General features: G+C 67.7%; 20 protein-coding genes. 2 read left to right on the top strand and 18 right to left on the bottom strand.

Features of this window, described 5'->3' with window-relative positions:
• Window positions 1-79: 79 nt before the first annotated feature.
• From VGT00_11200 to VGT00_11215, 4 genes are all read right to left on the bottom strand, one after another.
• Window positions 80-1,483, bottom strand: coding sequence for a sigma-54 dependent transcriptional regulator (locus VGT00_11200; GenBank protein ID HEV8531974.1), 1,404 nt, complete (start codon window positions 1,481-1,483; stop codon window positions 80-82).
• Window positions 1,480-4,497 (bottom strand): ATP-binding protein, encoded by a 3,018-nt coding sequence (locus VGT00_11205; protein HEV8531975.1) that lies wholly within the window; start codon window positions 4,495-4,497, stop codon window positions 1,480-1,482. The genes VGT00_11200 and VGT00_11205 overlap by 4 nt, the downstream gene beginning before the upstream one ends.
• Window positions 4,494-4,697 carry a hypothetical protein gene (locus tag VGT00_11210; protein HEV8531976.1) on the bottom strand — a complete coding sequence of 68 codons (204 nt, stop codon included), beginning with the start codon at window positions 4,695-4,697 and terminating at the stop codon, window positions 4,494-4,496. Before VGT00_11210 ends, VGT00_11205 begins: the two co-directional genes overlap by 4 nt.
• 187 nt (window positions 4,698-4,884) lie before the next feature.
• Window positions 4,885-5,175 (bottom strand): virulence factor, encoded by a 291-nt coding sequence (locus VGT00_11215; GenBank protein HEV8531977.1) that lies wholly within the window; start codon window positions 5,173-5,175, stop codon window positions 4,885-4,887.
• A gap of 88 nt (window positions 5,176-5,263) precedes the next feature.
• Here VGT00_11215 and VGT00_11220 point away from each other — a divergent pair, with 88 nt between their 5' ends.
• Window positions 5,264-7,108 carry a uroporphyrinogen decarboxylase family protein gene (locus VGT00_11220; protein ID HEV8531978.1) on the top strand — a complete coding sequence of 615 codons (1,845 nt, stop codon included), beginning with the start codon at window positions 5,264-5,266 and terminating at the stop codon, window positions 7,106-7,108.
• An 86-nt stretch (window positions 7,109-7,194) separates the two neighbouring features.
• On the opposite strand, the gene VGT00_11225 is transcribed toward VGT00_11220, so the two are convergent.
• The 11 genes from VGT00_11225 to VGT00_11275 form a co-directional block, all read right to left on the bottom strand.
• Complete coding sequence (locus tag VGT00_11225) at window positions 7,195-7,587, bottom strand: RNA-binding protein (GenBank protein ID HEV8531979.1); 393 nt, start codon at window positions 7,585-7,587, stop codon at window positions 7,195-7,197.
• A 148-nt stretch (window positions 7,588-7,735) separates the two neighbouring features.
• Window positions 7,736-7,951 (bottom strand): hypothetical protein, encoded by a 216-nt coding sequence (locus tag VGT00_11230; GenBank protein ID HEV8531980.1) that lies wholly within the window; start codon window positions 7,949-7,951, stop codon window positions 7,736-7,738.
• 5 nt (window positions 7,952-7,956) lie between these two features.
• Window positions 7,957-8,367: a hypothetical protein gene (locus VGT00_11235; protein ID HEV8531981.1), complete on the bottom strand. Its 411-nt coding sequence runs from the start codon at window positions 8,365-8,367 to the stop codon at window positions 7,957-7,959.
• Between the two features lie 96 nt (window positions 8,368-8,463).
• Entirely contained in the window at window positions 8,464-10,050 is a 1,587-nt protein-coding gene (locus VGT00_11240; GenBank protein ID HEV8531982.1) for a D-aminoacylase, read from the bottom strand.
• Entirely contained in the window at window positions 10,043-11,389 is a 1,347-nt protein-coding gene (locus VGT00_11245) for an amidase (GenBank protein HEV8531983.1), read from the bottom strand. The genes VGT00_11240 and VGT00_11245 overlap by 8 nt, the downstream gene beginning before the upstream one ends.
• A gap of 24 nt (window positions 11,390-11,413) precedes the next feature.
• Window positions 11,414-13,255 carry a bifunctional homocysteine S-methyltransferase/methylenetetrahydrofolate reductase gene (locus tag VGT00_11250; GenBank protein HEV8531984.1) on the bottom strand — a complete coding sequence of 614 codons (1,842 nt, stop codon included), beginning with the start codon at window positions 13,253-13,255 and terminating at the stop codon, window positions 11,414-11,416.
• 1 nt (window position 13,256) lies between these two features.
• On the bottom strand, window positions 13,257-13,820 hold the full coding sequence (locus VGT00_11255) for a shikimate kinase (protein ID HEV8531985.1): 564 nt from the start codon (window positions 13,818-13,820) through the stop codon (window positions 13,257-13,259).
• Window positions 13,821-13,858: 38 nt separating this feature from the next.
• Window positions 13,859-14,599: a vitamin B12 dependent-methionine synthase activation domain-containing protein gene (locus VGT00_11260; GenBank protein ID HEV8531986.1), complete on the bottom strand. Its 741-nt coding sequence runs from the start codon at window positions 14,597-14,599 to the stop codon at window positions 13,859-13,861.
• Window positions 14,596-15,522 (bottom strand): homocysteine S-methyltransferase family protein, encoded by a 927-nt coding sequence (locus tag VGT00_11265; GenBank protein ID HEV8531987.1) that lies wholly within the window; start codon window positions 15,520-15,522, stop codon window positions 14,596-14,598. The genes VGT00_11260 and VGT00_11265 overlap by 4 nt, the downstream gene beginning before the upstream one ends.
• Window positions 15,522-16,184, bottom strand: coding sequence for a corrinoid protein (locus VGT00_11270; GenBank protein HEV8531988.1), 663 nt, complete (start codon window positions 16,182-16,184; stop codon window positions 15,522-15,524). The genes VGT00_11265 and VGT00_11270 overlap by 1 nt, the downstream gene beginning before the upstream one ends.
• Complete coding sequence (locus VGT00_11275; protein HEV8531989.1) at window positions 16,181-17,575, bottom strand: rhodanese-like domain-containing protein; 1,395 nt, start codon at window positions 17,573-17,575, stop codon at window positions 16,181-16,183. The genes VGT00_11270 and VGT00_11275 overlap by 4 nt, the downstream gene beginning before the upstream one ends.
• A 156-nt stretch (window positions 17,576-17,731) precedes the next feature.
• Between VGT00_11275 and VGT00_11280 the strand changes: the two genes are divergently transcribed.
• A complete protein-coding gene (locus tag VGT00_11280; GenBank protein ID HEV8531990.1) occupies window positions 17,732-18,496 on the top strand; it encodes a 3',5'-cyclic-nucleotide phosphodiesterase in 765 nt (254 codons plus the stop codon).
• 37 nt (window positions 18,497-18,533) lie between these two features.
• Here the strand turns inward: VGT00_11280 and VGT00_11285 are convergent, their stop codons facing one another.
• From VGT00_11285 to VGT00_11295, 3 genes are all read right to left on the bottom strand, one after another.
• The gene (locus VGT00_11285; protein HEV8531991.1) at window positions 18,534-19,385 is read right to left on the bottom strand and encodes an alpha/beta fold hydrolase; all 852 of its coding nucleotides are present in this window, start codon (window positions 19,383-19,385) and stop codon (window positions 18,534-18,536) included.
• Between the two features lie 2 nt (window positions 19,386-19,387).
• Entirely contained in the window at window positions 19,388-20,380 is a 993-nt protein-coding gene (locus VGT00_11290; GenBank protein HEV8531992.1) for a D-cysteine desulfhydrase family protein, read from the bottom strand.
• A gap of 89 nt (window positions 20,381-20,469) precedes the next feature.
• The gene (locus tag VGT00_11295) at window positions 20,470-21,312 is read right to left on the bottom strand and encodes an LLM class F420-dependent oxidoreductase (protein HEV8531993.1); all 843 of its coding nucleotides are present in this window, start codon (window positions 21,310-21,312) and stop codon (window positions 20,470-20,472) included.
• Between the last annotated feature and the right edge of the window lie 4 nt (window positions 21,313-21,316).

Here is a 21,316-nt window from a genome sequence, read left to right on the forward strand (position 1 = left end):
GTGCCTCGCGTGGGTGATGATGTCGAGCGGTCGGCGCGGCGTCGCGCCCGCTATCTTCTAAACCAAGTCCCCGCGGACTTCAAGTGGCGTGCGGGCCGCCCTCGGCGGGCTCGGCCGCTTGGCGCCGCAGCCCGTACCGCGTCATCTTGTCCGAAAAATTCTTCGGGTCCATGTCCGCGTGCTTGGCGGCGGCCGTGAGCTTGCCGCCATGGCTCTCGAGGAGACCCCGCACATAGGCCCGTTCGAATTCCTCCACCACCCGAGCCTTCGCGTCACGGAAGGGCAGCGAGAGATCGACGGGCGCATGCGCACCGCTCGAGGCGGCGAGAAAGCCGTCAAGCCCCGTCAGCACTTCGCTCCGCGACACGATGACCGCCCGCTCGATCACGTTCTCGAGCTCCCGCACATTGCCCGGCCAGGGATACCGGATGAGGGCGTCCAGGCTCTCCGGGGCGACGCCCTTGAGGCTCTTCTTGAGCCGACGGCCGGCCTCGGCGAGGAAGTGCTGGGTCAGGAAGGGAATGTCCTCGGGTCGCTCGCGGAGGGCCGGCACGCGCACGGGGAGGACGGACAGCCGGTAGAAGAGATCGCGCCGGAAGGCGCCCCGCTCGACTTCGGCCTGGAGGTCCTTGTTGGTGGTGGCGATGAAGCGGACGTCGATGTCGACCGGCCGGTCGGCACCGACCGAAGTGACCTTCTTCTCCTCGATGGCGCGCAGGAGCTTGCTCTGGAGATGCAAGGGCATCTCGCCGATCTCATCGAGCAGGAGGGTGCCGCCGTGGGCCATTTGGAAGTGGCCGCGCCGGTGCTCGCTGGCCCCCGTGAAGGCTCCCTTGCGCGAGCCGAAGAGCTCCGACTCGAAGAGCTCGGCGGGGATGGCCGCGCAGTTGACGGCCACGAAGGGGCGATCGCGGCGCGCCCCCGAGAAGTGGACCGAGCGCGCGAGCAGCTCCTTGCCCACTCCCGTCTCGCCGTGGATCAAGACGGTCGTGTCGAGGTCGACCACGGAGCGGAGCACCTCGAACACCGCATGCATGCCCGCGCTCCGGGCCACGATGTTCCGGAAGGTGAATCGCTCCTGGTTGCGCCTGATGGACCGGCGGTTGGCCGACTTGAGCGCCTGGAACTCGATGGCGCGACGGATGACGAGCAGGAGCTCGGGCGCCTCGAATGGCTTGACGAGATAATCCTCGGCGCCGAGTCGCATGGCCTCCACGGCGGACTCGATCGATCCATACGCGGTCATCACGACCACGGCCAGGTCGGCATGCTCGGCCTTGACGTGTCGAACCAGTCCGACGCCGTCCAGGCCGGGCAGGCGCCGGTCCGTCAGCACGAGGTCCACGTCCTCGGCCTTGAGGGTGTCCAGAGCTTCCTCGGCGCTCTGCACGGGCAGGACCTCGTAGCCGGCGAGCTCGAGGGTGCGATGCAGCGGGCGCAGAAAGACTTCGTCGTCGTCGACGAGCAGTAAACGCTGCTTCACAATGTGCCTCCGGCAAGGGGTTGAGCCAGCCCGACGGCCGGCAGGGAGATGCGGACGCGGGTGCCGCGTCCGGGAGCGCTGTCGATCACGATCTCGCCGCCGTGGAGATCCACGATCTTCTTCACGATGGACATGCCGAGCCCGGTGCCGGAGGGCTTGGTCGTGAAGAAAGGCAGGAAGATCTTCTCGCGGTCCTCCGGCGCGATGCCCACGCCGTTGTCCGCCACCTCGACGGTGGCACGGTCGTCCTCCACGAAGAGATCGACGGTGACCTGACCGCCGGGCCGCTGAGGGTCGATGGACTCGAGGGCGTTCTTCATCACGTTGGTGAACACTTGCCGGAGCTTCTGGCCATCGGCGGCCGCGGCGGCCTCACGCTCCACGCGGCCGTAGGCGACCTCGATCCCGCGGGCCCGCCCCTCCGCCGCCATGGCTTCGACCACGGGGTCGAGGATACGGACGAGCTCGTACTCCCCACGCTCGAGCTGGGTATCCCGCGTGAAGTCGAGCAGGCTATTGATGATCCGCTCGATCTCGCCGATCCCGGACAGGATGGACCGGGCCATCTCCTGCGACAGCGTCCCCCCGCCCCAATCACCGGAGGACAGAAGATTGGTGGCCATCTTGATCCCGCCGAGCGGATTCCGGATCTCGTGGGCCACCCCGGCCGCCATCTCGCCGAGAGAGGCGAGCTTCTCGCGCTGGATGAGCCGGCGCTGGGTCTCGGCCTGCTCCGTCAGGTCCCGCAGAACCCCCACCGTCCCGATGGTCTGCCCACCGGCGTCCACGATGCCGCGGACGGAGAGATAGGCGGGAAAGGTCTGCCCCTTGGCCGTCCGGCCCGTGACCTGTCCGCTCCACCCTTGCCCGGCTTCGACCGCGCGGGCAATGGCCTTGGCCGCACGCTCCCGATCCTCGGCGCCAAGGAGGTCTTGAAGCCCGAGGCGTCCCACTCGCCGCTGGGTATAGCCGAGGAGCCGATGGCCCGCCGGGTTCATCGTCATGAGCCGGCCATCCACGCCGGCCGTGACGATGCAGTCGTCGACGCTCTGGACCACGGAGGCCAGGAGCCGCTCGCCGCGGCGCACCTCCTCTTCGGTCAAGCGCAGGGACTGCTGCATCTGCTGGAAGGAGGTGACCAGCTCCTGCGCCTCGTCCTTGGAGATCGTGAAGTGATCCTCCACGATCATGCGGGCCGCCGCCGCGCCCAGGGAAGCGGCGAGCAGGCGCTCGAAGCGGATGCGGAGCTCGAGGAGCTCGGGCACCGTGAGCTCGGAGGGCGCCTTGCCGCGGAAGAGCTCGCGCACGAGGGGCTCAGCTTCCTCGGCGCCCACATATTGGTGCACGAGCCGTTCGATCTCCGTGGCGGACAGGATAGCCGGCGCGCCCGCCGGGTGCTTATCCTCGCCCGCCGTCCCCACGAAGGCAGCCGCCTGGGAGCGGTCGTCGGCGTCCTGCTCGGTCAGGAGCGACACGAGGACGAAGAGCCCGACATTGACGAAGAGCGACCAGAACACCCCATGCGTTGTCACGTCGAGACCGGAGAGGCCGAAAAGCGCGGTGGGGTTGAGCCACTGGAGTCCGAACGGCCCGTCGGCGAGGACGGAAGGAGGCACGAGCCCCTCCTTGACGAGGGCGGGGATGATCAAGGTGTAGAACCAGAGCGCGAAGCCCGCCGAGATCCCGGCCGCCGCGCCCTTTCGGTTGCCACGCCGCCAGTAGAGCCCCATCAGGATGGCGGGGGCGCACTGGCTGACCGCGATGAAGGAGAGCAATCCCATCTCGACGAGCAGGAGCTGGCCCCGCTCCATGCGCGCCCACGCGAAGCCCAGGCCGACCACCGCGAGCATGGCCATGCGCGTGTAGAAGAGGGTGACCCCGTAGATGTCCTCCATGCGCCGGCGACGCAGCAGCATGGGCAGGATGACGTCGTTGGTGATCATCTTGGACAGCGCGAGGGAGTCGACCACGATCATGGCGGTGGCGGCCGAGAACCCGCCGAGAAAGACGGCCACCGAGATCACGTGGCTGTCGAAGTGTAAGGGCAGACGGAGGATGAAGCTATCCGCCTGCGCTCTGGACTCGGGAAAGACGAGAAGCCCGGCGAACGCGATGGGAAGCACGAAGAGATTGATCAACAGCAGATAGAGCGGGAAGGACCAGGCCAGCGCGTTGACGTCCCGCTCACGAGGATTCTGCACGACGAGCACGTGAAACTGCCGGGGCAGGAACATGACCGCCATCATCGAGATCAGCAGCATGGCCGTCCAGCGCGCGTAGGAGGCGGTCTGCGGCTGGTCGAGGGTGAGCAGACTCGACCAGGAAGGGTCGCGGGCAATGCGCCCGAAGATGTCTCCGAGGCCTCCGAAGAGTCCCCAGGTGACCCAGATGCCGACGGTCAGGAAGGCGACGAGCTTGACCACCGACTCCACGGCCACCGCCGTCATGAGGCCCGTCTGCTGCTTGGTGAAGTCGAGGTTGCGCGCGCCGAAAAGGATGCCGAAGAAGGCCAGGGTGACCGCCACGAGCAGCGTCGGGTCGAACACGTCCAGCACCGAGCCCTCCTGCATGATCAGGCTGAACGTCACCGACACCGCGCGAAGCTGGAGGGCGATGTAGGGAATCATGCCCGCCACCACGAGGAGCGCCACCAGGGTGCCCAGGTTCGCCGACTTGCCGTAGCGGCTCGAGATGAAATCCGAGATGGAGGTGATGCGCTGCTCCTTGGAGATCCGCACCAGCTTGCGCAGGACAACGGGCCAGAGGAGGGCCACGAGGGCGGGACCGAGATAGATGGTCAGGAACTCGAGTCCCCGGTTGGCCGCGAGCCCCACGCTGCCGTAGAACGTCCACGCGGTGCAGTAGACGGAGGCCGCGAGGACATAGGTGATGGTGCGGATGCGGCCACGTCCGAGCCGGGAGGCGAAGGCCTCGCCGACGGAGGCGACGAGGAAGAGGAACAGCAAGTAGCCGAGGACGATCGCGAGCAGGGTGGGCTGGCTGAGCCAGCTCACTCGTCGTCCTCCTGGGCCCGGCGGCGGATCGCGACGGCGACGAGCACGCCCACCATGATGCCCCAGACGGAGAAGAGGTAGACCACGAGGGCCGGGACTCCCCCGACGAGCACCGGACGATTGGCAATCGTGAGCAGAGGCCAGATCAGCAGGGCCCCGAAGAGGAGAAAGCACGCGGCGAGAAGTTCCTTGGCCTTCATTGGCCCGCGGGGATTATAGGCGGTCAGCGAGCCCGAGGCAATCCGCGGACAGACAGGCCCGTTAAATAACTCGGAGGGGGGCTCCGCCCCCCTTCCGAAACCTCCCCCCGAACAGATTGCGCCGGCCAAGCCGGCGCTCGAAGCGGAACATTCCTGCTCGCGAGGGTGAACTTACTTGGACAGACTCCTAGCTCGGTTTGGGCAGGAAGCGCTGCATCAGGAGGGTCTGGAAGCCGTCCTCGATGTCCGCCGCCACCGCCTGGGCGACCACCTCAGCCGGGCCGGGGCGCTCCTCCCACTCGCCCTGGCCCCAGCCTTCGAGGTAGGCCTCCTCCTCGGTCGCATTGTCTCTCATGGCGAGGGAGTCGATGAGGTCCTGGAACTTCTGAGACAGCTGGAGACGCACGGTTTGCTCGTCGTCGGCCGCTTCGACGACAGAAGGGATGTTCTTCCAGTGCACGATGCGGAAGCGGGCCATGGTCGGTGCGGCACATTCTATCGAAAAGACGCGCGATTGCTTGACAAAGGTATACCCCACCCCTAGGCTTTGACCGGGAGGCCCACCAATGATCGACACCAAGACGGCGGACAGGGAGCTTCAGACGTATATCCGCCCGCAGACCTTCCCCGTGGCCATTCGGATGCTCAAGCCCGGTGAGCCCATCCCGGAGCGTGCCAAGCGCCCGGCGCGCGACTTCAAGAAGCTCAGCATGTCCTGTCAGGTCATCGACATGTCGCGTCGATACGGCTGGATGATCGCCCTCACGCGCGAAGACCACATCTGCTCGCTCGGCATCACGGCCATCGGCTTCGACAGGCCGCTGCCCATCTACAACGTGGGCACCCTCTGCGAAGGCATGTACACGGAGACCAAGGAGGCGGGCCAGCGCTCGGAGGCCGCCATCGACAAGTTCTCCCCCGGCGAGTACGAGACCCTCCTCGTCGCCCCCCTCGATCGCGCGACCTTCGAGCCGCACGTGGTCTGTATCTACGCCAACCCCGCCCAGGTCATGCGACTGACCCAGGCCGCGCTGTGGAAGCGCGGGGGGCGGCTCGCCTCGTCCTTCGAGGGACGCGCGGTGTGCGCCGACATCATCGTGACGACCATGCAGACGGGCGAGCCGCAGGTGATCCTGCCGTGCTCCGGCGATCGCATCTTTGGCCAGACGCAAGACCACGAGATGGCCTTCTCCATCCCGTGGGCTCGCATGGAGGAGATCGTCGAAGGCCTACGCGGCACCCACAACGGCGGCATCCGCTATCCGATCACCCAGTTCATGGAGTACGAGGCCAGGCTGCCTCCGCGCTACATGGAGGTCAACCGGCTGTGGGACGTCGAGAAGGGCAAGGCGAGCCTGACCAACCGCGATCGCGTGGTGGCTGCCTACAAGCGCTCCTTCGCCGACCGCGTGCCCGTCTACCCCATCGTGGCGTCCTTCGCGGGCACCCTGGACGGGCTGAGCATCGAGGAGTACTGCACGAGTCCGACCAAGGCCATCACGGCCATGATGAACTACTACGAGCGCTATCAGCCCGATGTGGTCCTCGCCTACAACGACCTGGCCAAGGAGGCCGAGGCCTTCGGCTGCAAGGTCAAGTACTCCGACTACGTGGTGCCCTCGATCGAGGGACACGTGCTCGAGGACAAGGCCAACCTGGCCGCCCTGCGCATGCCGGATCCCTACAAGACGGCGCGCCTCCCCGGCTTCATCGAGCAGTGCGAGGCCCTCGTCAAGGCCGCCCCGCCCGCCGCCATGGGCGCCGTGGCCGTCGGCCCCTGGACCATCGCCATGCTCCTGCGCAATCCGGAGATGATGCTGCTCGACACCTTCGAGGACCCGAAGTTCATCCACGACCTCATGCGGGTGACCACGGACTTCTGCAAGGTGTGGGGGGATGCCATCGCCAAGACCAAGATCGGGCTCAGCTTCTCGGAGCCCACGGCGTCGATCAGCCTCATCTCACCCGACAACTACCGCGAGTTCATCGCGCCCTACCACAAGGAGCTGGTGGAGTACTTCAAGGCCAAGAAGGTGGGCCTGACCACCCACATCTGTGGCACGACCTATCCAATCTTCGAGGACATCATCGGGTGCGGCTTCACCACGGTGTCCTTCGACCTCGACCAGCAGTCGGATCCCAAGCTCCACGTCGACCAGCTCGAGCGCTTCGTGGAGATGGTCAAGGGCCGCGCCGTGGCCATCGGCAATGTGGACGCCACGCGCTTCGAGAAGAGCACCAAGGAGGAGATGGAGGCCGACGTCCGTCGCTGTATCGACGCGGCGGCCAAGCATTCGGGGTTCATCCTGTCGACGTCGTGCGAGATCCCACCGCGCTCGAGCCCCGAGATCGTGAAGTGGTTCATGGATGCGGCGCACGACTTCGGTCGCTACGAGAGAGTCCTCGGCTAGATCAGCTCAGCCCACGCGGGCGGCGGAAACACCAAGGGCGCGACGGGTGACCCGTCGCGCCCTTGCCACTCACGCCCGGAGTCGTCTCACCACTTGAAGGGCTTCTTCGAGGGCGGAACACCGTAGGCGCCGCGATCCCCGCCTCCGAAACCCCCGCCCCCCCGGCCGCCCCCCCGGCCACCACCCCCGCCTCGACCACCGCCTCCGCGCGGCCCGCCGCCCGAGCCGGGAGCCTTGGGCGTCGAGAGATTGACCGTCAGCTTGCGACCGTCGAGGTCCTTGCCATTCAGCTCGGAGATGGCGCGCTGCGCCTCCTCGGCCGTGGCCATCTCGACGAAGCCGAAGCCGCGGGACTGACCGGAGAACTTGTCGGTGATCACCGCCGCCGATTCCACCGTGCCGCACTGGGCGAAATATTCCCGGAGCGTCTCGCTCGTGGTCGAATACGAGAGCCCGCCGACGTAGAGTTTCGATGCCATCTGGATCTCCTTCTCTTGATCTTCCGCCTTGGTGCGCGCCCCAATACTCGGAAGAGCCAATATCGGAGGCGAGGGCGCCGGCTGCGGCGCTGACGGACTCAGTCTACACCATGCATGCGCGCGGCGGCCAGACGGGTTTCTCCTCCACTCATGGCGTCATCCAGCCCGTCGCGCCTGGATGGTGATAGGCGCCGTCGCGGGTGGAGTCCTGAGGTGTTGGCTCGGGCTTGAGGGTCTTGGTCAGTGGGTCGCGGTGCTCGATAACCCGAAGCGTGGCCTCCGTGGCGGCGAGCAGCCCAACCAGCGCGACGCTCAGTCCGAGCGCCGCGGCGAGCAGGACAAGCTTCCCCCGAACGTCGCGCATGGTCGCTATTGGCAGGCCGCCTTCACGGCGGCCGCCGCCCGTGCGGGTCGCGGCACGCTCACCCGCACCGGCCGCTCGGCCTTGGCCAGGAGCTCCCGCACGTCGAAGGGTTGTCGCACCACCCGGAATCCGTGAAGCTCGTACTGCACCTGCTCGTCCATCGCCCCGTCGGCATCGAGCCGGATGACCACGGGCACCCCGGGGATGACCGTGTCGAATAGCTTGGCCAGATCCAGGCCCGAGAGCCGCGCATGAGCCGCCTCGAGCAGAACCAGGGAGATCGGAGCATCGAGCAGGTGGCGAAGGCCGTCGCAGAAGTTGTCCGCGAAGCGAACCGCGATACCGTGCTTCAGACACTGGTTGCCGACCGTTTCGGCCAGGGCCTGATCCGTGTCCATCATCAGAATGCGTGTCATCGGGAATCCTTTCTTTCTCTGTGAAATAACGCACAAGTATAGCAGGTAGGGTGCCAGTAGACCAAGCTCTCTAAGTCTTTGGTTCCGCAGGGGTGTCTAGACGGGTCTCAGGACGCGGCCGGGCAGGTTGCCGGTATGCTCCCCATCCTTAATAACGGTGCGGCCATTGACGAGGACATGCGGGATGCCCGCCGCGTAGCGGTGAGGATCGTCGTAGGTCGCGAGGTCCAGGATGCGCTCGCGCGAGAAGGCCACGATGTCGGCCTTGGCCCCCTGCCTGATGACGCCCCGATCCCTGAGGCCCAGTCGCGCGGCGGGAAGCCCGGTCATCTTGTGTATCGCCGTCTCGAGCGAGAGCACGTGCTCGTCACGTGCGTAGCGGCCGAGCACCCGAGGGAAGGTGCCATAGCTCCGGGGATGGGGCTTGCCCTCGGCCATGGGACCGCTCGCCGCGAGCGACGAGCCGTCGGAGCCGATCATGACGCGCGGGTGGACCAGGGCACGGCGAAGGTCGGCCTCGTCGAGCTGGAAGAGAATGATATTGCCACGTCCTTTCTCTCTCTCGATCACATCGAAGGCGACCTCGACCGGGTCCTTGCCCCAGCGCTTCGCGATCTCGTCGAAGCGGAGGCCCTCAATTTCCGGACGTGACGGCGCGGAGGCGATCATGATGTCGCTCCACTCGAGGCCCCGGGCCAGGACGGGTCCCTGGGCCATGTCCGTCCGGATGCGCCCGCGCGTGGCGGGATCGCGGAGCCGGCCCAGCATGGCCTCGATGCCACCCTCGAGCACCCAGTCAGGCAGGAGCGTCCGGATGGTGGTGCTCGACGCGGTATATGGATAGACGTCGGCCATGACGTCGAGGCCTTCGGTCCGCGCGGCATCGATCAGAGCGAGGGCGTCGCTGACTTTTCCCCAGTGAGCGCGTCCCGCGGCCTTGATGTGGCTCACCTGCACCGACAGTCCGCCCTCCCGTCCGACGCTGATGGCCTCGGCAATCGCGTCGAGGAGGGTGGCCCCTTCACCGCGGATGTGGCTCGCATAGAATCCTCCCGCGGCCGCGGCGCCCTTGGCGATTTCCACGATCTCGGCGGTCTCGGCATAGGAGCCGGGCGCATAGATGAGCCCGGTCGAGAGCCCGCGGGCGCCGTCGGCCATGGCGGCCTCCATGAGGCCCCGCATCATCGCCAGCTCCTTGGCGCTGGGCGGTCGCCGGGCGAAGCCCATGGCGGCCAGCCTCAGGGTGCCGTGACCGATCAGCTGCGCGACGTTGAGGGCGAGCCCTTCGTCCTCGTAGCGGCGAAGGAAGTCCTTGACCGAGCCCCAGGAGAAATCCATGCCGGGCGGAAGGTAGAGGGCGAAGCCCCGCATGTCCTCTCTGAACTCGGCGGATACGGGAGCGGGCGAGAACCCGCAATTGCCCACCACCTCAGTGGTCACTCCCTGGCGGATCTTGGACTCCGCGCGCCGATTGCCGAAGAGCCGCCAGTCCGAATGCGAGTGCATGTCGATGAAACCGGGGGCTACCATGAGGCCGGAGGCGTCCAGGGTCTGTCCCGCAGGCTCGCGCGCGAGGTCACCCACCGCCGCGATGCTCTCGCCGGTAATGCCGACATCCGCGCGCACCGCCGGCGTCCCCGTACCGTCGAAGACGTGGCCGCCCGTGATCTTGAGGTCAAGCACGTGGCGCTTCCTTGAAGCCGATGGCGCGCTCACACCACGCCGCGGCGGCGAAGAGGCGCGCCTCTGACCACGGAGCCCCCGTGAACTGGAAGGCAAAGGGCAGTCCGCTCGGCGCGAGTCCGGTGGGGAGGGAGATCGATGGCATGCCGGCGGAGCTCCACGGCGCGCAGAAGGAGGCGTCGCCCGTGAAGGCCAGGCCCTTGGGCGCGGGGCCCGGCGCCGTCGGAGACACCAGCGCGTCGTAGCGCGAGGCGATGGCGGCCATGTCGGCGCGGAAGGCGCGGCGATGGGCCTGGGCGGCGAGATAGTCCACCGCCCTAACGGTTTGCCCGTCCTTGACGCGCTCGCCCAGGTGCACGGGATACTCGGCAGCGTGGCGCGCGTAGAGATCGCGATGGAAAGCGGCCGCTTCCGCGCGCATCACCGTGTCGCCCGCCTCGGGGAGACCCTCGAAGGAGACCGCGAGTGGCGCGTCGTCGACCTGGGCGCCTGCCGCCCGGAGCGCCTTGAGCGTGGAGTCGATCTGCGCGCGATTCTCGGGCTCGGCCCGGTCGACGAGCGCGCGCAGCACCCCGAGCCGAGGCGCGGCGGGGGACGCGACGGCGCCGACATAGTCGCCGATGGGCATGGCGACGGAATGAGGATCGGCGGCATCGTGCCCGGCCATGATGGCGAGGGCCAGCGCCGCATCCTCGACGGAGCGGCACAGGACGCCGACATGATCCAGGCTCCACGCCAGCGGCACCACGCCGACGGCGCTGATGCGCCCATGCGTCGGCTTGAAGCCCACGACGCCGCAGTAGGCGGCGGGCCGCAGCACCGAGCCCACCGTCTGGGTGCCCAGGGCGAGCGGGGCCATCCGGGACCCTACGACGGCTCCCGAGCCACTCGACGATCCGCCCGGCGTGTGCGCGGGATTCCACGGGTTCCCCGTCTCCGTCGGATCACGGAAGGCAAAGGCCGTCGTCGTGACCTTGCCGAGAATCACCGCGCCGGCCGCTCGCAGTCTGGCCACCGACACCGCATCGACGGTGGCCCGACGATGCGCCCACGGCCCCGCGCCGGCGGTCGTCACGAGACCCGCGGCGTCATAGATGTCCTTGAGGGCCACGGGGACGCCGTGGAGCGGGCCCATGAATCGCCCCTCGCGCGCCTCGATGTCCCGCTGCACGGCGACGCGCGCGGCGGCATCGCGGTCGAGATGCACCCAGGCCTTGAGAATGGGCTCGAGGGCGTCGATACGCTTGAGGCAGGCGGCCAGAAGATTGGAGGGCGACAGGGCGCCCGAGCGAATGCGGCGCGCCGCCTCGGCGGCGGTCACGTCATTGAGATCGGCCATGGAATCTCCTGCGTCGCGAGGTGACTACTGAAGCGCGTCCAAGACTTCGGCCACGACTTCGAAGCGCCCGAAGGAAGGCATGAGATAGGCACCGGCATAGTGGCCCCGAAGGTGGCGAACGAGCTCCTGCGCGGTCTCGATCCCGACGCGAAGGCCCCGCTCGCCCGCCTCGCGCATGCGTCCACGGACGGCGTCGGGAATGGTGATTCCCGGCACCTCGTTGTGCAGGAACTCGGCATGACGGGATGAATGCAGCGGCAAGAGGCCCACGACCACCGGAATGGGTGGGCGCGTGCGAGCGAAGAACCGCTCCAGCACCTCCAGATCGTAGATCGGCTGCGTCTGGCACCAGCGGGCGCCCGCCTCGGCCTTGGCGAGGAAGCGCTCCATCTCCCGGGCAGGATCGGCCGCCGCGGGATCGAGGGCCGCTCCCACGCAGAACGCCGTGGGCTCGCCGACGGAGTTGCCCGTGGCATCCCGTCCCTCGTTCATCTCCGACAAGATGCGGATGAGCCCGATGGCGTCGACGTCGAACACCGCAGTGGCGTTGACGTAGTCGCCGCCCCGGGGCGGATCGCCCGTCATGGCCAGGATGTTCCTGATATCGAGGGCGTGAGCGCCGAGCACGTCGGCCTGGATGCCCATGAGGTTCCGGTCGCGACTCGTGAAGTGCATGTTGATGTCCAGCCCCGTGGCCTCGCGCACGAGAATGGCCGTGGGCAGCACCGACATGCGCACGCGTCCGAGGGAGCCGTCGTTGATGTCCACGATCTCGACCCCGCGCTCCTTGAGGAGCTTGGCCCCCTGGACGAGCTTCTCGATATTGTGCCCGCGCGGGGGATCGAGCTCGACCGTCACGAGGAACTCCCCCGCCTCGAGCTTGCGCTGCAGCAAGGTCGGGGCGGCCGTGGTGACGAGGGCCGGCGTCTCGCGTTCGATCCGCGCGCGTCGTGGCGCGGCCGTCCGGTCACTCCGGCTCGGCACGTGGCGATCCACCGCCTCTCGCATGGCGCGGATATGATCGGCCGTGGTGCCGCAGCAGCCACCCAGGAGACGGGCGCCCGCTCCGATCATCCGCGCGGCGAACTCGGCCATGTAGGCGGGCGAGGAGACATAGATGAGTCGCTCGCCGATGCGCGAGGGCAGGCCGGCATTCGGCTGGATGCTCACGGGCAGCCCGCCCGCCTCGGGCAGCATCTGCTCGAGCACCTCGTACAGCGTGCTCGAGCCGACGGAGCAGTTGGCGCCGAGCCCCTGGATGGGCAGCTCGCGCAGCGTCCTCGTCACCTCGGCGGGTGTGCTGCCGAGGAACGTCACGTGATCCTGGGTAAAGGCTACCGACGCGATGACGGGCAGATCAGTGATGGCCCGGATGGCCTCGACGGCAAGTCTCAGCTCCTGGAGGTCGGAGAAGGTCTCGACCATGAAGGCGTCCACGCCGCCCTCCAGCAGCCCTTCGGCTTGCTCGGCGAAGGCGGCCCTCGCCTCCTCGCTCGTGATCGATCCCAGCGGGGCCAGGTACTTCCCCAGCGGCCCGATGGAGCCGAGGACGAAGACGTCGCGGCCCAGGGTCTCGCGCACGTCCCGCGCCAGCTTGACGCCTCGCAAGTTGATCTCGCGCACCTGCGCGGCGAGGCCGTGGACGCCCAGCTTGAAGCGATTGGCGCCGAAGGTATTCGTCTCGATCCAGTCGGCTCCGGCCTGGATGTACTCGGCGTGAATGCCCTGGACGATCTTGGGCTCGTTGACGTTCAGCACATCGAAGCAGGCATCCAGCGGCACGCCACGCGCATACAGCATGGTGCCCATGGCGCCATCGCCCAGCAGTGGATGCTTGGCCAGCCGCTCGAGGAAGGGCGCGCTCATCTCACTCAGAAATTGATCCCTCTCCCCCCTTGGGGGAGAGGGCAGGGTGCGGGGGTCGGGCCCGCACACGAAGCGCCCTGAGCACCTCCGCCGCGACCTGGTCGGGGTTGAGGCGCGTCGTGTCCACACTCAGATCAGCCTTGGCGTAGAAGGGTTGGCGGGACTTGTAGAGCGTCTCGATCTCCTCGCGTGTCTTGCCTTGGAGCATCGGCCGATCGCCGCTTCTGAGCGCTCGCTCGCAGAGTGTCGGGAGATCGCCAGACAGCCAGACGACCGTGCCCAGGGCCTGGAGAGCTTCCACGCGCCCCTCCTGGCACGGCAACCCGCCGCCCGTGGCAATGACCTCTCCACGCTTGAGGGCGAGAAGCCGCACCGCCTCGTCCTCGAGGGCGCGGAAGTGCGGCTCGCCCTTCACCGTGAAGATCTCGGGGATGGGGCGCCCCTCCTTGGCGGTGATCATGTCGTCGGTCTCGACGAAGCAGCGGCCCAGCCGCTTGGCCAGGAGCCTCCCGACCGAAGACTTGCCCGCTCCCATGAATCCCACGAGGATCACGTTGTCATCCATGTCACCGGCCATCGTATCACCGGAAGTCGGTGATATCCCTATCGGTGCACGGTGGCGACGGCAGGGGCGCGGCGGTAGGCGCAGTCGCGCATCCAGCAGCGCCGGCACTGGGTGAAGTAGTGGTCCACGCGGGCCTCGGGTCCGATGCCCACGAGGATCGAGATGCTCTTGCCGGGCGTCATGACACACGAGTCATTGAGCGTCACCCCGATGGGCTCGCCCGGGCAGAGGTGGAAGAGCGCGGCCTGCTCGGCCGTGTCCCAGCCCGCATAGCCAGGGCTGATTCGATTGGTGACCTTCAGGCCGGCGGGAAGCGCCGCCTGGCACAGGAGGTCATTTATGTATTCGGCCAGGCTCTCCACCGCCGCCGAGCCGACGCTGTCGAGCATCACGGCGAGCGGGAGCTCGCGCTCCTCCCAGAGCGACCGCACGCGATCTTCGATGGCGGCGCCCACCGTGCAGATCCCCGCCCCCACCGCCTCCAGCACGCCCCACAGCCTGCTGATCTCGGGGATGTGCAGATCTTCACCGCCCGCCTGGATCAGATCGAGCCCTTGCCCGGTCACCCCCGCCGCGCGGTAGACGAAGCGCGGATCCATGAGCGATTCGCCGAGGGCCAGTGCCTCGTCGAAGAGCGCAAGCACGGTTGCATCCGGGATGTCGCGGCCCTTCTTGTAGCCCTGGAAGCGCAGGACGTCTTGGGGATCTACGCGGAGGGACAAGCAGCGGCGGTCGAGGGTGACGGGAACGGGCGAGCGGACGTCGAGCGCCGCGCTCACGGCGGCGAGCGGCGGGAGCGCGCGACCTCGGCGATCAAGCGGATATGCTCCGGCCCCGAGCCACAGCAAGCGCCCACGATATTGCAGCCGGCGTCGAGCAGTGCCGGGTAGTCCTTGGCCATGGCCTCCGGCCCGAGCTCGTAGGTCGTCGTATCGCCCTTGGTGATGGGGAGCCCCGCGTTGGGATAGGCGATCAGCGGGGCCTCGGTGACCGCGCGCATCTCACGGATGATGACGATGGCGCGATCCGGGCCCCGACCGCAGTTCATGCCCACGATGTCCGCCCCCGCGTCGAGCAGAGTCCGTGCCACCTCGGCCGGACTCTCGCCCCACATGGTGCGGTCACGGTCGTGGATCTCTTCGTACTGGAAGAACATGGTCGCCATCACGGGCAGATCGGCGGCCGCCTTGCAGGCCTTGATGGCGCCGATGGCCTCCTGGGGAAACATCATGGTCTCCACCGCGAAGATGTCCACTCCGCCCTCGGCCAGGGCCTCGGCCTGTTCCTTGAAGGTGGCGAAGTACTCGTCGTCCGTCGCGACGTTGTCGCCCACGCCGTAGTCCACGGGCAGGCAGCTCGTGGGGCCGATGGAGCCCGCGACAAAGCCGCCCGACGGACACACCGAGCGGGCGAGCCTGGCACCCTTGTCGTTGAGCTCCCGGGTGCGATCGCCGATCTTATACTCGTTGAGCTTCAGACGCGTGCCGCCGAAGGTATTGGTCTCCACGAAGTCCGAGCCGGCCTTGAAATAGCCCTCGTGAATCCCGCGCACGATATCGGCGTGAGTGTCGTTCCAGAGCTCCGGGCAGCCGCCGTTGCTGAGCCCGGCCGCGAAGAGGGCCGTGCCATAGCCGCCGTCGAAGACGAGGCGCTCCCCCGCCTTGGCGCGCTCCACGATCTCCCAGCCGCGCGGCCGGGCCATCAGGTGGCCGCGGCCACGCCGAGAAGCTCCTTGGCGCGCGTCACCGCGATGGTCGAATCCCTGGCGTACCCGTCGGCGCCGATCTCGTCGGCATAGGCCTGGCTCACGGGGGCGCCGCCGATCATCACCTTGACGCGCTCGCGCAGCCCGGCCTTGGCGAGGGCGTCGATGGTGCGCTTCATGGCGGGCATGGTCGTGGTCATGAGGGCCGAGATCCCGACGATCTGGGCCCCGTGCTCCTCCACCGCGGCCACGAACTTCTCCGGCGCCACGTCGCGCCCGAGGTTGTGGACCTTGAACCCCGCGCCCTCGAGCATCATGGCCACCAGGTTCTTGCCGATATCGTGGAGGTCGCCTTGCGCGGTGCCGATCACGATGATCCCCAGCGACTGGCCGTCGCCCCCCGCCTTGGTGATGAGGGGCTTGAGGAGATCGAGCCCCGCGTACATCGCGCGCGCGGAGAGGAGGACCTGCGGCACGTAGTACTCGTTGCGCCGGAACTTCTCTCCGACCACGTCCATGCCCGGGATCAGTCCTCGGAAGATCAGATCCTTGGGATCCATGGCGAGGGCGAGCCCTTCCTGGGTCTTGCGGGCCACCGTGTCCTTGTCGCCCAGGATCAGCGCCCTCGACATGATCGGGTAGTCGAAGTCATCGCTCATGCGTCGTTCGTGGCTCCTCCGGGCTTGACCGTGGAATAGCCTGCCTTGACCCACTCTCGCATGCCGCCGGCCACATTGTAGCAGTCGGTCAATCCCGCCCGCCGGAGGGCGCTGATGACCGAGCTGGATCGGAGCCCGCCGGCGCAGAGCACGGCCTTGGGGCGATCCGCGGGCAGCTCACCCAAACGCGAGAGGGCCTGGCTCATCGGGAAATTGACGGCTCCCGCGATGTGCCCGTCGTCCCATTCGGTGGCTTCCCGCACGTCGACCACGACCAGATCGGGCCGCTCGTCCCGCATGGTGGCAAGATCGTGCACGGTGATCTGCGGCACGCTCGCATGAGGCAGCCCTTCGCTCTTCCAATCCGTCATGCCACGCTGGAGATAGCCGAGGATGTCGTCCATGCCCGCGCGTCCGAGCGCCTCGACGCTGCGCTGGAGGTCTGACGGGCCCGCGGCCACCAGGACGAAGCGGCTATCGACTGGGGCCATCATGGCCACCCGCGGCGCGAAGGGACTGCTCTCGATCCAGACATTGATGGCACCCGGAATGTGGCCGTCGCCGAACTCGGCCGGGCTGCGCACGTCGAGGATGACGCCCCCCTTGGCCATGGCCTCGCGCGCCTGCGCGGCAGAGAGCGGCTGAAACTCGCCCGTGGAGGGAAGGGCCTGGGCCCGGTTGCGCGCGATGATGCGGTCGAAGCTCGGCGGCTTCGGCGGCAGCCCCGTCATGAGCTCGCGCACGAAGGCCTCCACCGTTGCCGGCTGCAGGGCGGGGTTGAAGCGGCGCTCGAACCCGATGGTGGAGCCGGGCTTGGAGGACATCGCTCGCCCGCACGAAGACCCTCCGCCATGGGCGGGATAGACTTCCACGCTGTCGGGCAGCGTGAGCACGCGGCGGGTCAGGCTCTCGAAGAGATCGGCGGCTGCCCGCTCGCCGCCGAAGTCCGGTCGCCCGACGTCGCCCACGAAGAGCGTGTCACCGGTCAGGATGAACCACGGCTCTTCTCCACGCGACAAATCGGTCACGAGCAGGCAGACGCTGTCCGGGGTATGTCCCGGGGTGTGGATGACCTGCACCCGCACCGTACCGAACCGGATCTCGTCCCCGTGCTCGATCGGCGTATGGGGAAACGCGGCCTCGGCCGCGGGATGAATGTGCACCCGGGCGCCGACCTTTGCGGCCAGGCTCTGGTTGCCCGAGATATGGTCGGCGTGGACGTGGGTGTCCACGATGTGGGTGAGCTCGAGCCCCTTGCGCCGGGCCCACGCCGCGTAGTCGTCGACCCGGTCCCGGGCGGGGTCGACCACGAGGGCCTGCCCCGCCTGGCTGCAGGCGATCAGGTAGGAGATGCAGCCGGCATCCTCGTTGAGGATCTGCTGAAAGATCATCGGTCGCATCTTCCCACACGGACTCACCACGACGCAAGGTGGCCTTGGATAAGGCTTCTGGAAGGACGATTGTGGGTAACTTGACCCAGAATCGGCTGGTAGACTAGACTCTGCGGAGTTTAAACTCGGCCCTACGGGAGGCTATCGGCAGTCGCGATGAAGATCAAAGTCCTTGGCTCGTTCGGAAGCGAGGGGCAGGGACAGCGACCCTCAGCATTTCTCGTAGACGACAAGGTCCTGGTGGACGCCGGCACCGTCGGGGGCGCCCTCACGCCCGCCGAGCAGATCGAGGTCGAGTACGCGCTGGTCAGCCACGCCCATTTCGATCACATCGCCGGCCTGGCCTTTCTTACCGACACCTTGGCCATGATCGCGCCCGAGCGTCGGGTGACCGCATGCAGCATCGGGCCCGTGCTCGACAGCCTTCGAACCCATGTCTTCAATGACGTGGTCTGGCCAAATTTCGCCAATATCCCCGATCCGAAGAATCCCGTGCTGGCCTTCCGCACCCTCGCCGAAGAAGGCGAGGCGCGAGTGGGCGAGCTCTGGGTGACCCCGGTGCCCGTGGACCATACCATCCCCACCACGGGCTTCGTGGTCCACGACGGAGAGACGGGCTTCGTGTTCAGCGGGGACACGGGGCCGACCAAGCAGATCTGGAAGCTCGCGCGCGAGATGCGAGGGATCAAGGCGGTCATCGTGGAGACGTCCTTCCCCAACCGAATGGACGCGCTGGCGAAGACGTCCGGACACCTGACCCCGGAGATGCTCAAGCGCGAGCTCGACAAGGCGCCTCCGGACATTCCCGTCTGGATCTACCACGTCAAGCCGCAGCTGTACCAGGAAACCGTCGAAGAGCTCGCCAAGATCGACTCCACCCGCATCCACATCCTCGAGCAGAGCAAGACCTACACGCTGTAGTCCTTACACTTCCGCCGTCTCTGGTCCCTGCCCCCGCTCATCCACGGGAGGCGGGCTCGAAGAGAAACTCCGTCAGGTAGGTGTTGACGGTGGCCGCGTGCTCGATCTGCGGGAAGTGCCCGCACCGGTCGAGCCACTTGGCGGTGGCGAGATCGAGTCCCTGGCTCACCTGCCGTGCGTGGGCCAGCGGGATGACGGCGTCCTGGAGCCCGTGGACGAGCAGGATGGGCCGCCGGAACCTGAGCAGTCCCTCCCGGTAGAGCTGGGTGTGCTCCGTGAAGTCCTCCCGGACCGAGCGCAGGAGCGAGAGGTAGGCTGCCCGGCCATCGAGAGAGGCGCGGACCGCGAACTCGTGCTCCACGAAGAAGCGAATCTCCTCGGGATCGGGCGAGACGAAGCAGCGCTCGAGCGCCGTCGCGCAGATCCCGCGCGTGATGAGCCTCGAGAGAAGCTCGCCGATCCCCGGCAGGGACAGCGTCCGGTACACCCACGAGGGCCGGAGGGGAAACCCCGGCACGGCGGAGGCGAGGAAGGCCAGCCGCTCGACGCGGGCCGGGTGAGCCACGGTGAAGCGGGCGGCCACGGCGCCGCCCATGGAGTGGCCGACCAGGCGCACCTGCTCGAGGCCCAGCTTGCGGAGGAATGCCTCGAGGACCTCGGCCAGGAAGGTCAGGGTGTACGCGCGGCGGGGCTTGCCGGATTTCCCGAAGCCCGGCAGGTCCAGGGCGATCACCCGGCCGTGGCGTCCCAACTCGGGGATGGTATGGCGCCAGGACTCGGCAAAGCCGCCCAGGCCGTGGAGAAGCACGGTAGCCGGCCCCTGCCCCTCCGAGAGGTAGTGCAGAAGAAGCCCGTCGAGCTCGCCGCCCGTGAGCCGGAGGTGCGCCACGGTCAGGAATCGAGGAGTCGCGTCAGCGCGTCGCGGAACGGAAAGACACTGAAGATACCGCCGGTGTGGATGAAGCAGACACGCTGGCCGAGCGCCTTGGGGTCGCGCTCGAGCGTGTGGAGAAGCCCGCCGAAGGCCTTGGCCGTGTAGACGGGATCGAGCATCAGGCCTTCCTCACGCGCCAGACGGATCACGAGGGAGAGCTCCGCGTCGTCCACCCCGGCCCGTCCCATTCCCTGGTAGCCGTCCAGAAGATGGATGCTCTTCGGCACCTCGATGGCGAAGCCGAAGCGACGGATGGCCTTCCCGATGGTGTCGCTGACATAGCTGCGCACGCGCTCGGCCGGGAACGCGATGGGGATGCCCACGATCTCCGAGGGCAGCCCGGCGAGCTGCTTGCCCATGAGGAGCCCGGCCTGGCTGCCCCCGCTGAAGCACGTCAGGGCCACCGTGTCGAAGCGCGGCGCCCCGTGGGTGATCTGCTCCGCGAGCTCGACGGCGCATTCGAGGTAGCCGAGCGCCCCCAGCTCGTTGGAGCCGCTCTCGGGAATCACATAGGGCTTGCCCCCGACGCGCCGGACGTCTTCGGAAATCGCTTCGAGGGTGCCCGCGGCCTGGCGGAACTGGTCGTCGGTGAGATACCGCACCTCGGCGCCCAGCATCCGGTCCAGGAGGAGGTTTCCGTCATAGGTATCGGGCCGGCCGCCCTTGACCGCGAGGACGGCACGGAGACCAAGGCGCGCGGCCACCGCCGAGACAGCGCGGCAGCAGTTGGACTGGAGCGTCCCGATGGTGATGAGGGTGTCGGCGCCCTGGGCGAGGGCATCGCCGACGAGGAACTCGAGCTTGCGGACCTTGTTGCCGGATTCGAGGAGGCCGGTCAGATCGTCACGCTTGACCCAGAGCTCGACCCCCAGCCGCCGCGACAGCCGCTCGAGCTTCATGACCGGCGTGGGCGCCAGGGCCAGCTCGATTCGCGCGGGCGTGATCGTCACGCTTCCAATCCTAACACCGGCGCCTATGAATGCCGCATTCCCGGCAGCGGCACGAGGCGGCCACGGAGCTGCAGGTCGAGGACGGCCCTCTAGCCCACCTTCTTCGCCACCGCCGCGTACTGATCCAGCAACGGCAGCACGGTGCCGGCCAGCGCGGACGGGACGAAGAAGACCACGCGTGCCACGCCCATGTCGCGCCACCCGGCGAGCTTGCCCTCGTCGGGCCGCACCCCGAAGAGCGACACCGTCACCGTGGCCGGGTCGCGCCCGGCCTTTTCCGCGCGCTGGCGCAGATCAGCCATGGCTTCATCCAGAGGATCGCGCCCGATGATGGGCATCCAGTGCCCGTCGAACTCCGCGGCGCGCTGACGCGCGTGCGGGCCGCTGCCTCCCATGAGGATGGGCGGGTACGGCTTCTGGACGGGCTTGGGGTATGACCAGAGCTTGTCGAAATTGACGTACTTCCCGTGGTACTGCGCCTCCTCCTGCGTCCAGATCGCCTTCATGGCCGCGATGCGCTCGCGCAGGATCTTCCAGCGATCGCTGAACGGCGTCCCGTGGTCCTCCATCTCCTCGGCGTTCCAGCCCCCGCCGATGCCGAAGAGGACGCGCCCCCCGGAGATGAAGTCCAGGCTCGCGACCTCCTTGGCGAGAATGATGGGGTCGCGCTCGATCACCAGGCAGATGCCGGTGCCGAGCATGAGGGTCCTGGTCACCGCGGCCGCTGCGCCCAGCGCGACGAAGGGGTCGAGCGTGTGCCAGTAGTCGCGCGGGAGATCGGCCCCGCCGGGCCATGGGCTCTTGCGGATGACGGGGATATGCGTGTGCTCGGGGAGCCACAGCGACTCGAAGCCGCGCGCCTCAAGCTCGCGGGCCAGAGCATCCGTGGGGATCGCATAGTCGGTCGGGAACATCGCGACGCCGTATTTCATGGGG

The organism is Candidatus Methylomirabilota bacterium, assembly GCA_036002485.1.
In the GTDB taxonomy this organism is placed as follows: Bacteria; Methylomirabilota; Methylomirabilia; order Rokubacteriales; family CSP1-6; genus AR37.

What these genes read in the sequence shown, in the direction of transcription:
- VGT00_11210 (HEV8531976.1), bottom strand. Translation starts at nt 4,697, where the DNA reads ATGAAGGCCAAGGAACTTCTCGCCGCGTGCTTTCTCCTCTTCGGGGCC.
- VGT00_11215 (HEV8531977.1), bottom strand. Translation starts at nt 5,175, where the DNA reads ATGGCCCGCTTCCGCATCGTGCACTGGAAGAACATCCCTTCTGTCGTC.
- VGT00_11220 (HEV8531978.1), top strand. Translation starts at nt 5,264, where the DNA reads ATGATCGACACCAAGACGGCGGACAGGGAGCTTCAGACGTATATCCGC.
- VGT00_11225 (HEV8531979.1), bottom strand. Translation starts at nt 7,587, where the DNA reads ATGGCATCGAAACTCTACGTCGGCGGGCTCTCGTATTCGACCACGAGC.
- VGT00_11230 (HEV8531980.1), bottom strand. Translation starts at nt 7,951, where the DNA reads ATGCGCGACGTTCGGGGGAAGCTTGTCCTGCTCGCCGCGGCGCTCGGA.
- VGT00_11235 (HEV8531981.1), bottom strand. Translation starts at nt 8,367, where the DNA reads ATGACACGCATTCTGATGATGGACACGGATCAGGCCCTGGCCGAAACG.
- VGT00_11245 (HEV8531983.1), bottom strand. Translation starts at nt 11,389, where the DNA reads ATGGCCGATCTCAATGACGTGACCGCCGCCGAGGCGGCGCGCCGCATT.
- VGT00_11250 (HEV8531984.1), bottom strand. Translation starts at nt 13,255, where the DNA reads ATGAGCGCGCCCTTCCTCGAGCGGCTGGCCAAGCATCCACTGCTGGGC.
- VGT00_11255 (HEV8531985.1), bottom strand. Translation starts at nt 13,820, where the DNA reads ATGGATGACAACGTGATCCTCGTGGGATTCATGGGAGCGGGCAAGTCT.
- VGT00_11265 (HEV8531987.1), bottom strand. Translation starts at nt 15,522, where the DNA reads ATGGCCCGGCCGCGCGGCTGGGAGATCGTGGAGCGCGCCAAGGCGGGG.
- VGT00_11270 (HEV8531988.1), bottom strand. Translation starts at nt 16,184, where the DNA reads ATGAGCGATGACTTCGACTACCCGATCATGTCGAGGGCGCTGATCCTG.
- VGT00_11275 (HEV8531989.1), bottom strand. Translation starts at nt 17,575, where the DNA reads ATGATCTTTCAGCAGATCCTCAACGAGGATGCCGGCTGCATCTCCTAC.
- VGT00_11280 (HEV8531990.1), top strand. Translation starts at nt 17,732, where the DNA reads ATGAAGATCAAAGTCCTTGGCTCGTTCGGAAGCGAGGGGCAGGGACAG.
- VGT00_11295 (HEV8531993.1), bottom strand. Translation starts at nt 21,312, where the DNA reads ATGAAATACGGCGTCGCGATGTTCCCGACCGACTATGCGATCCCCACG.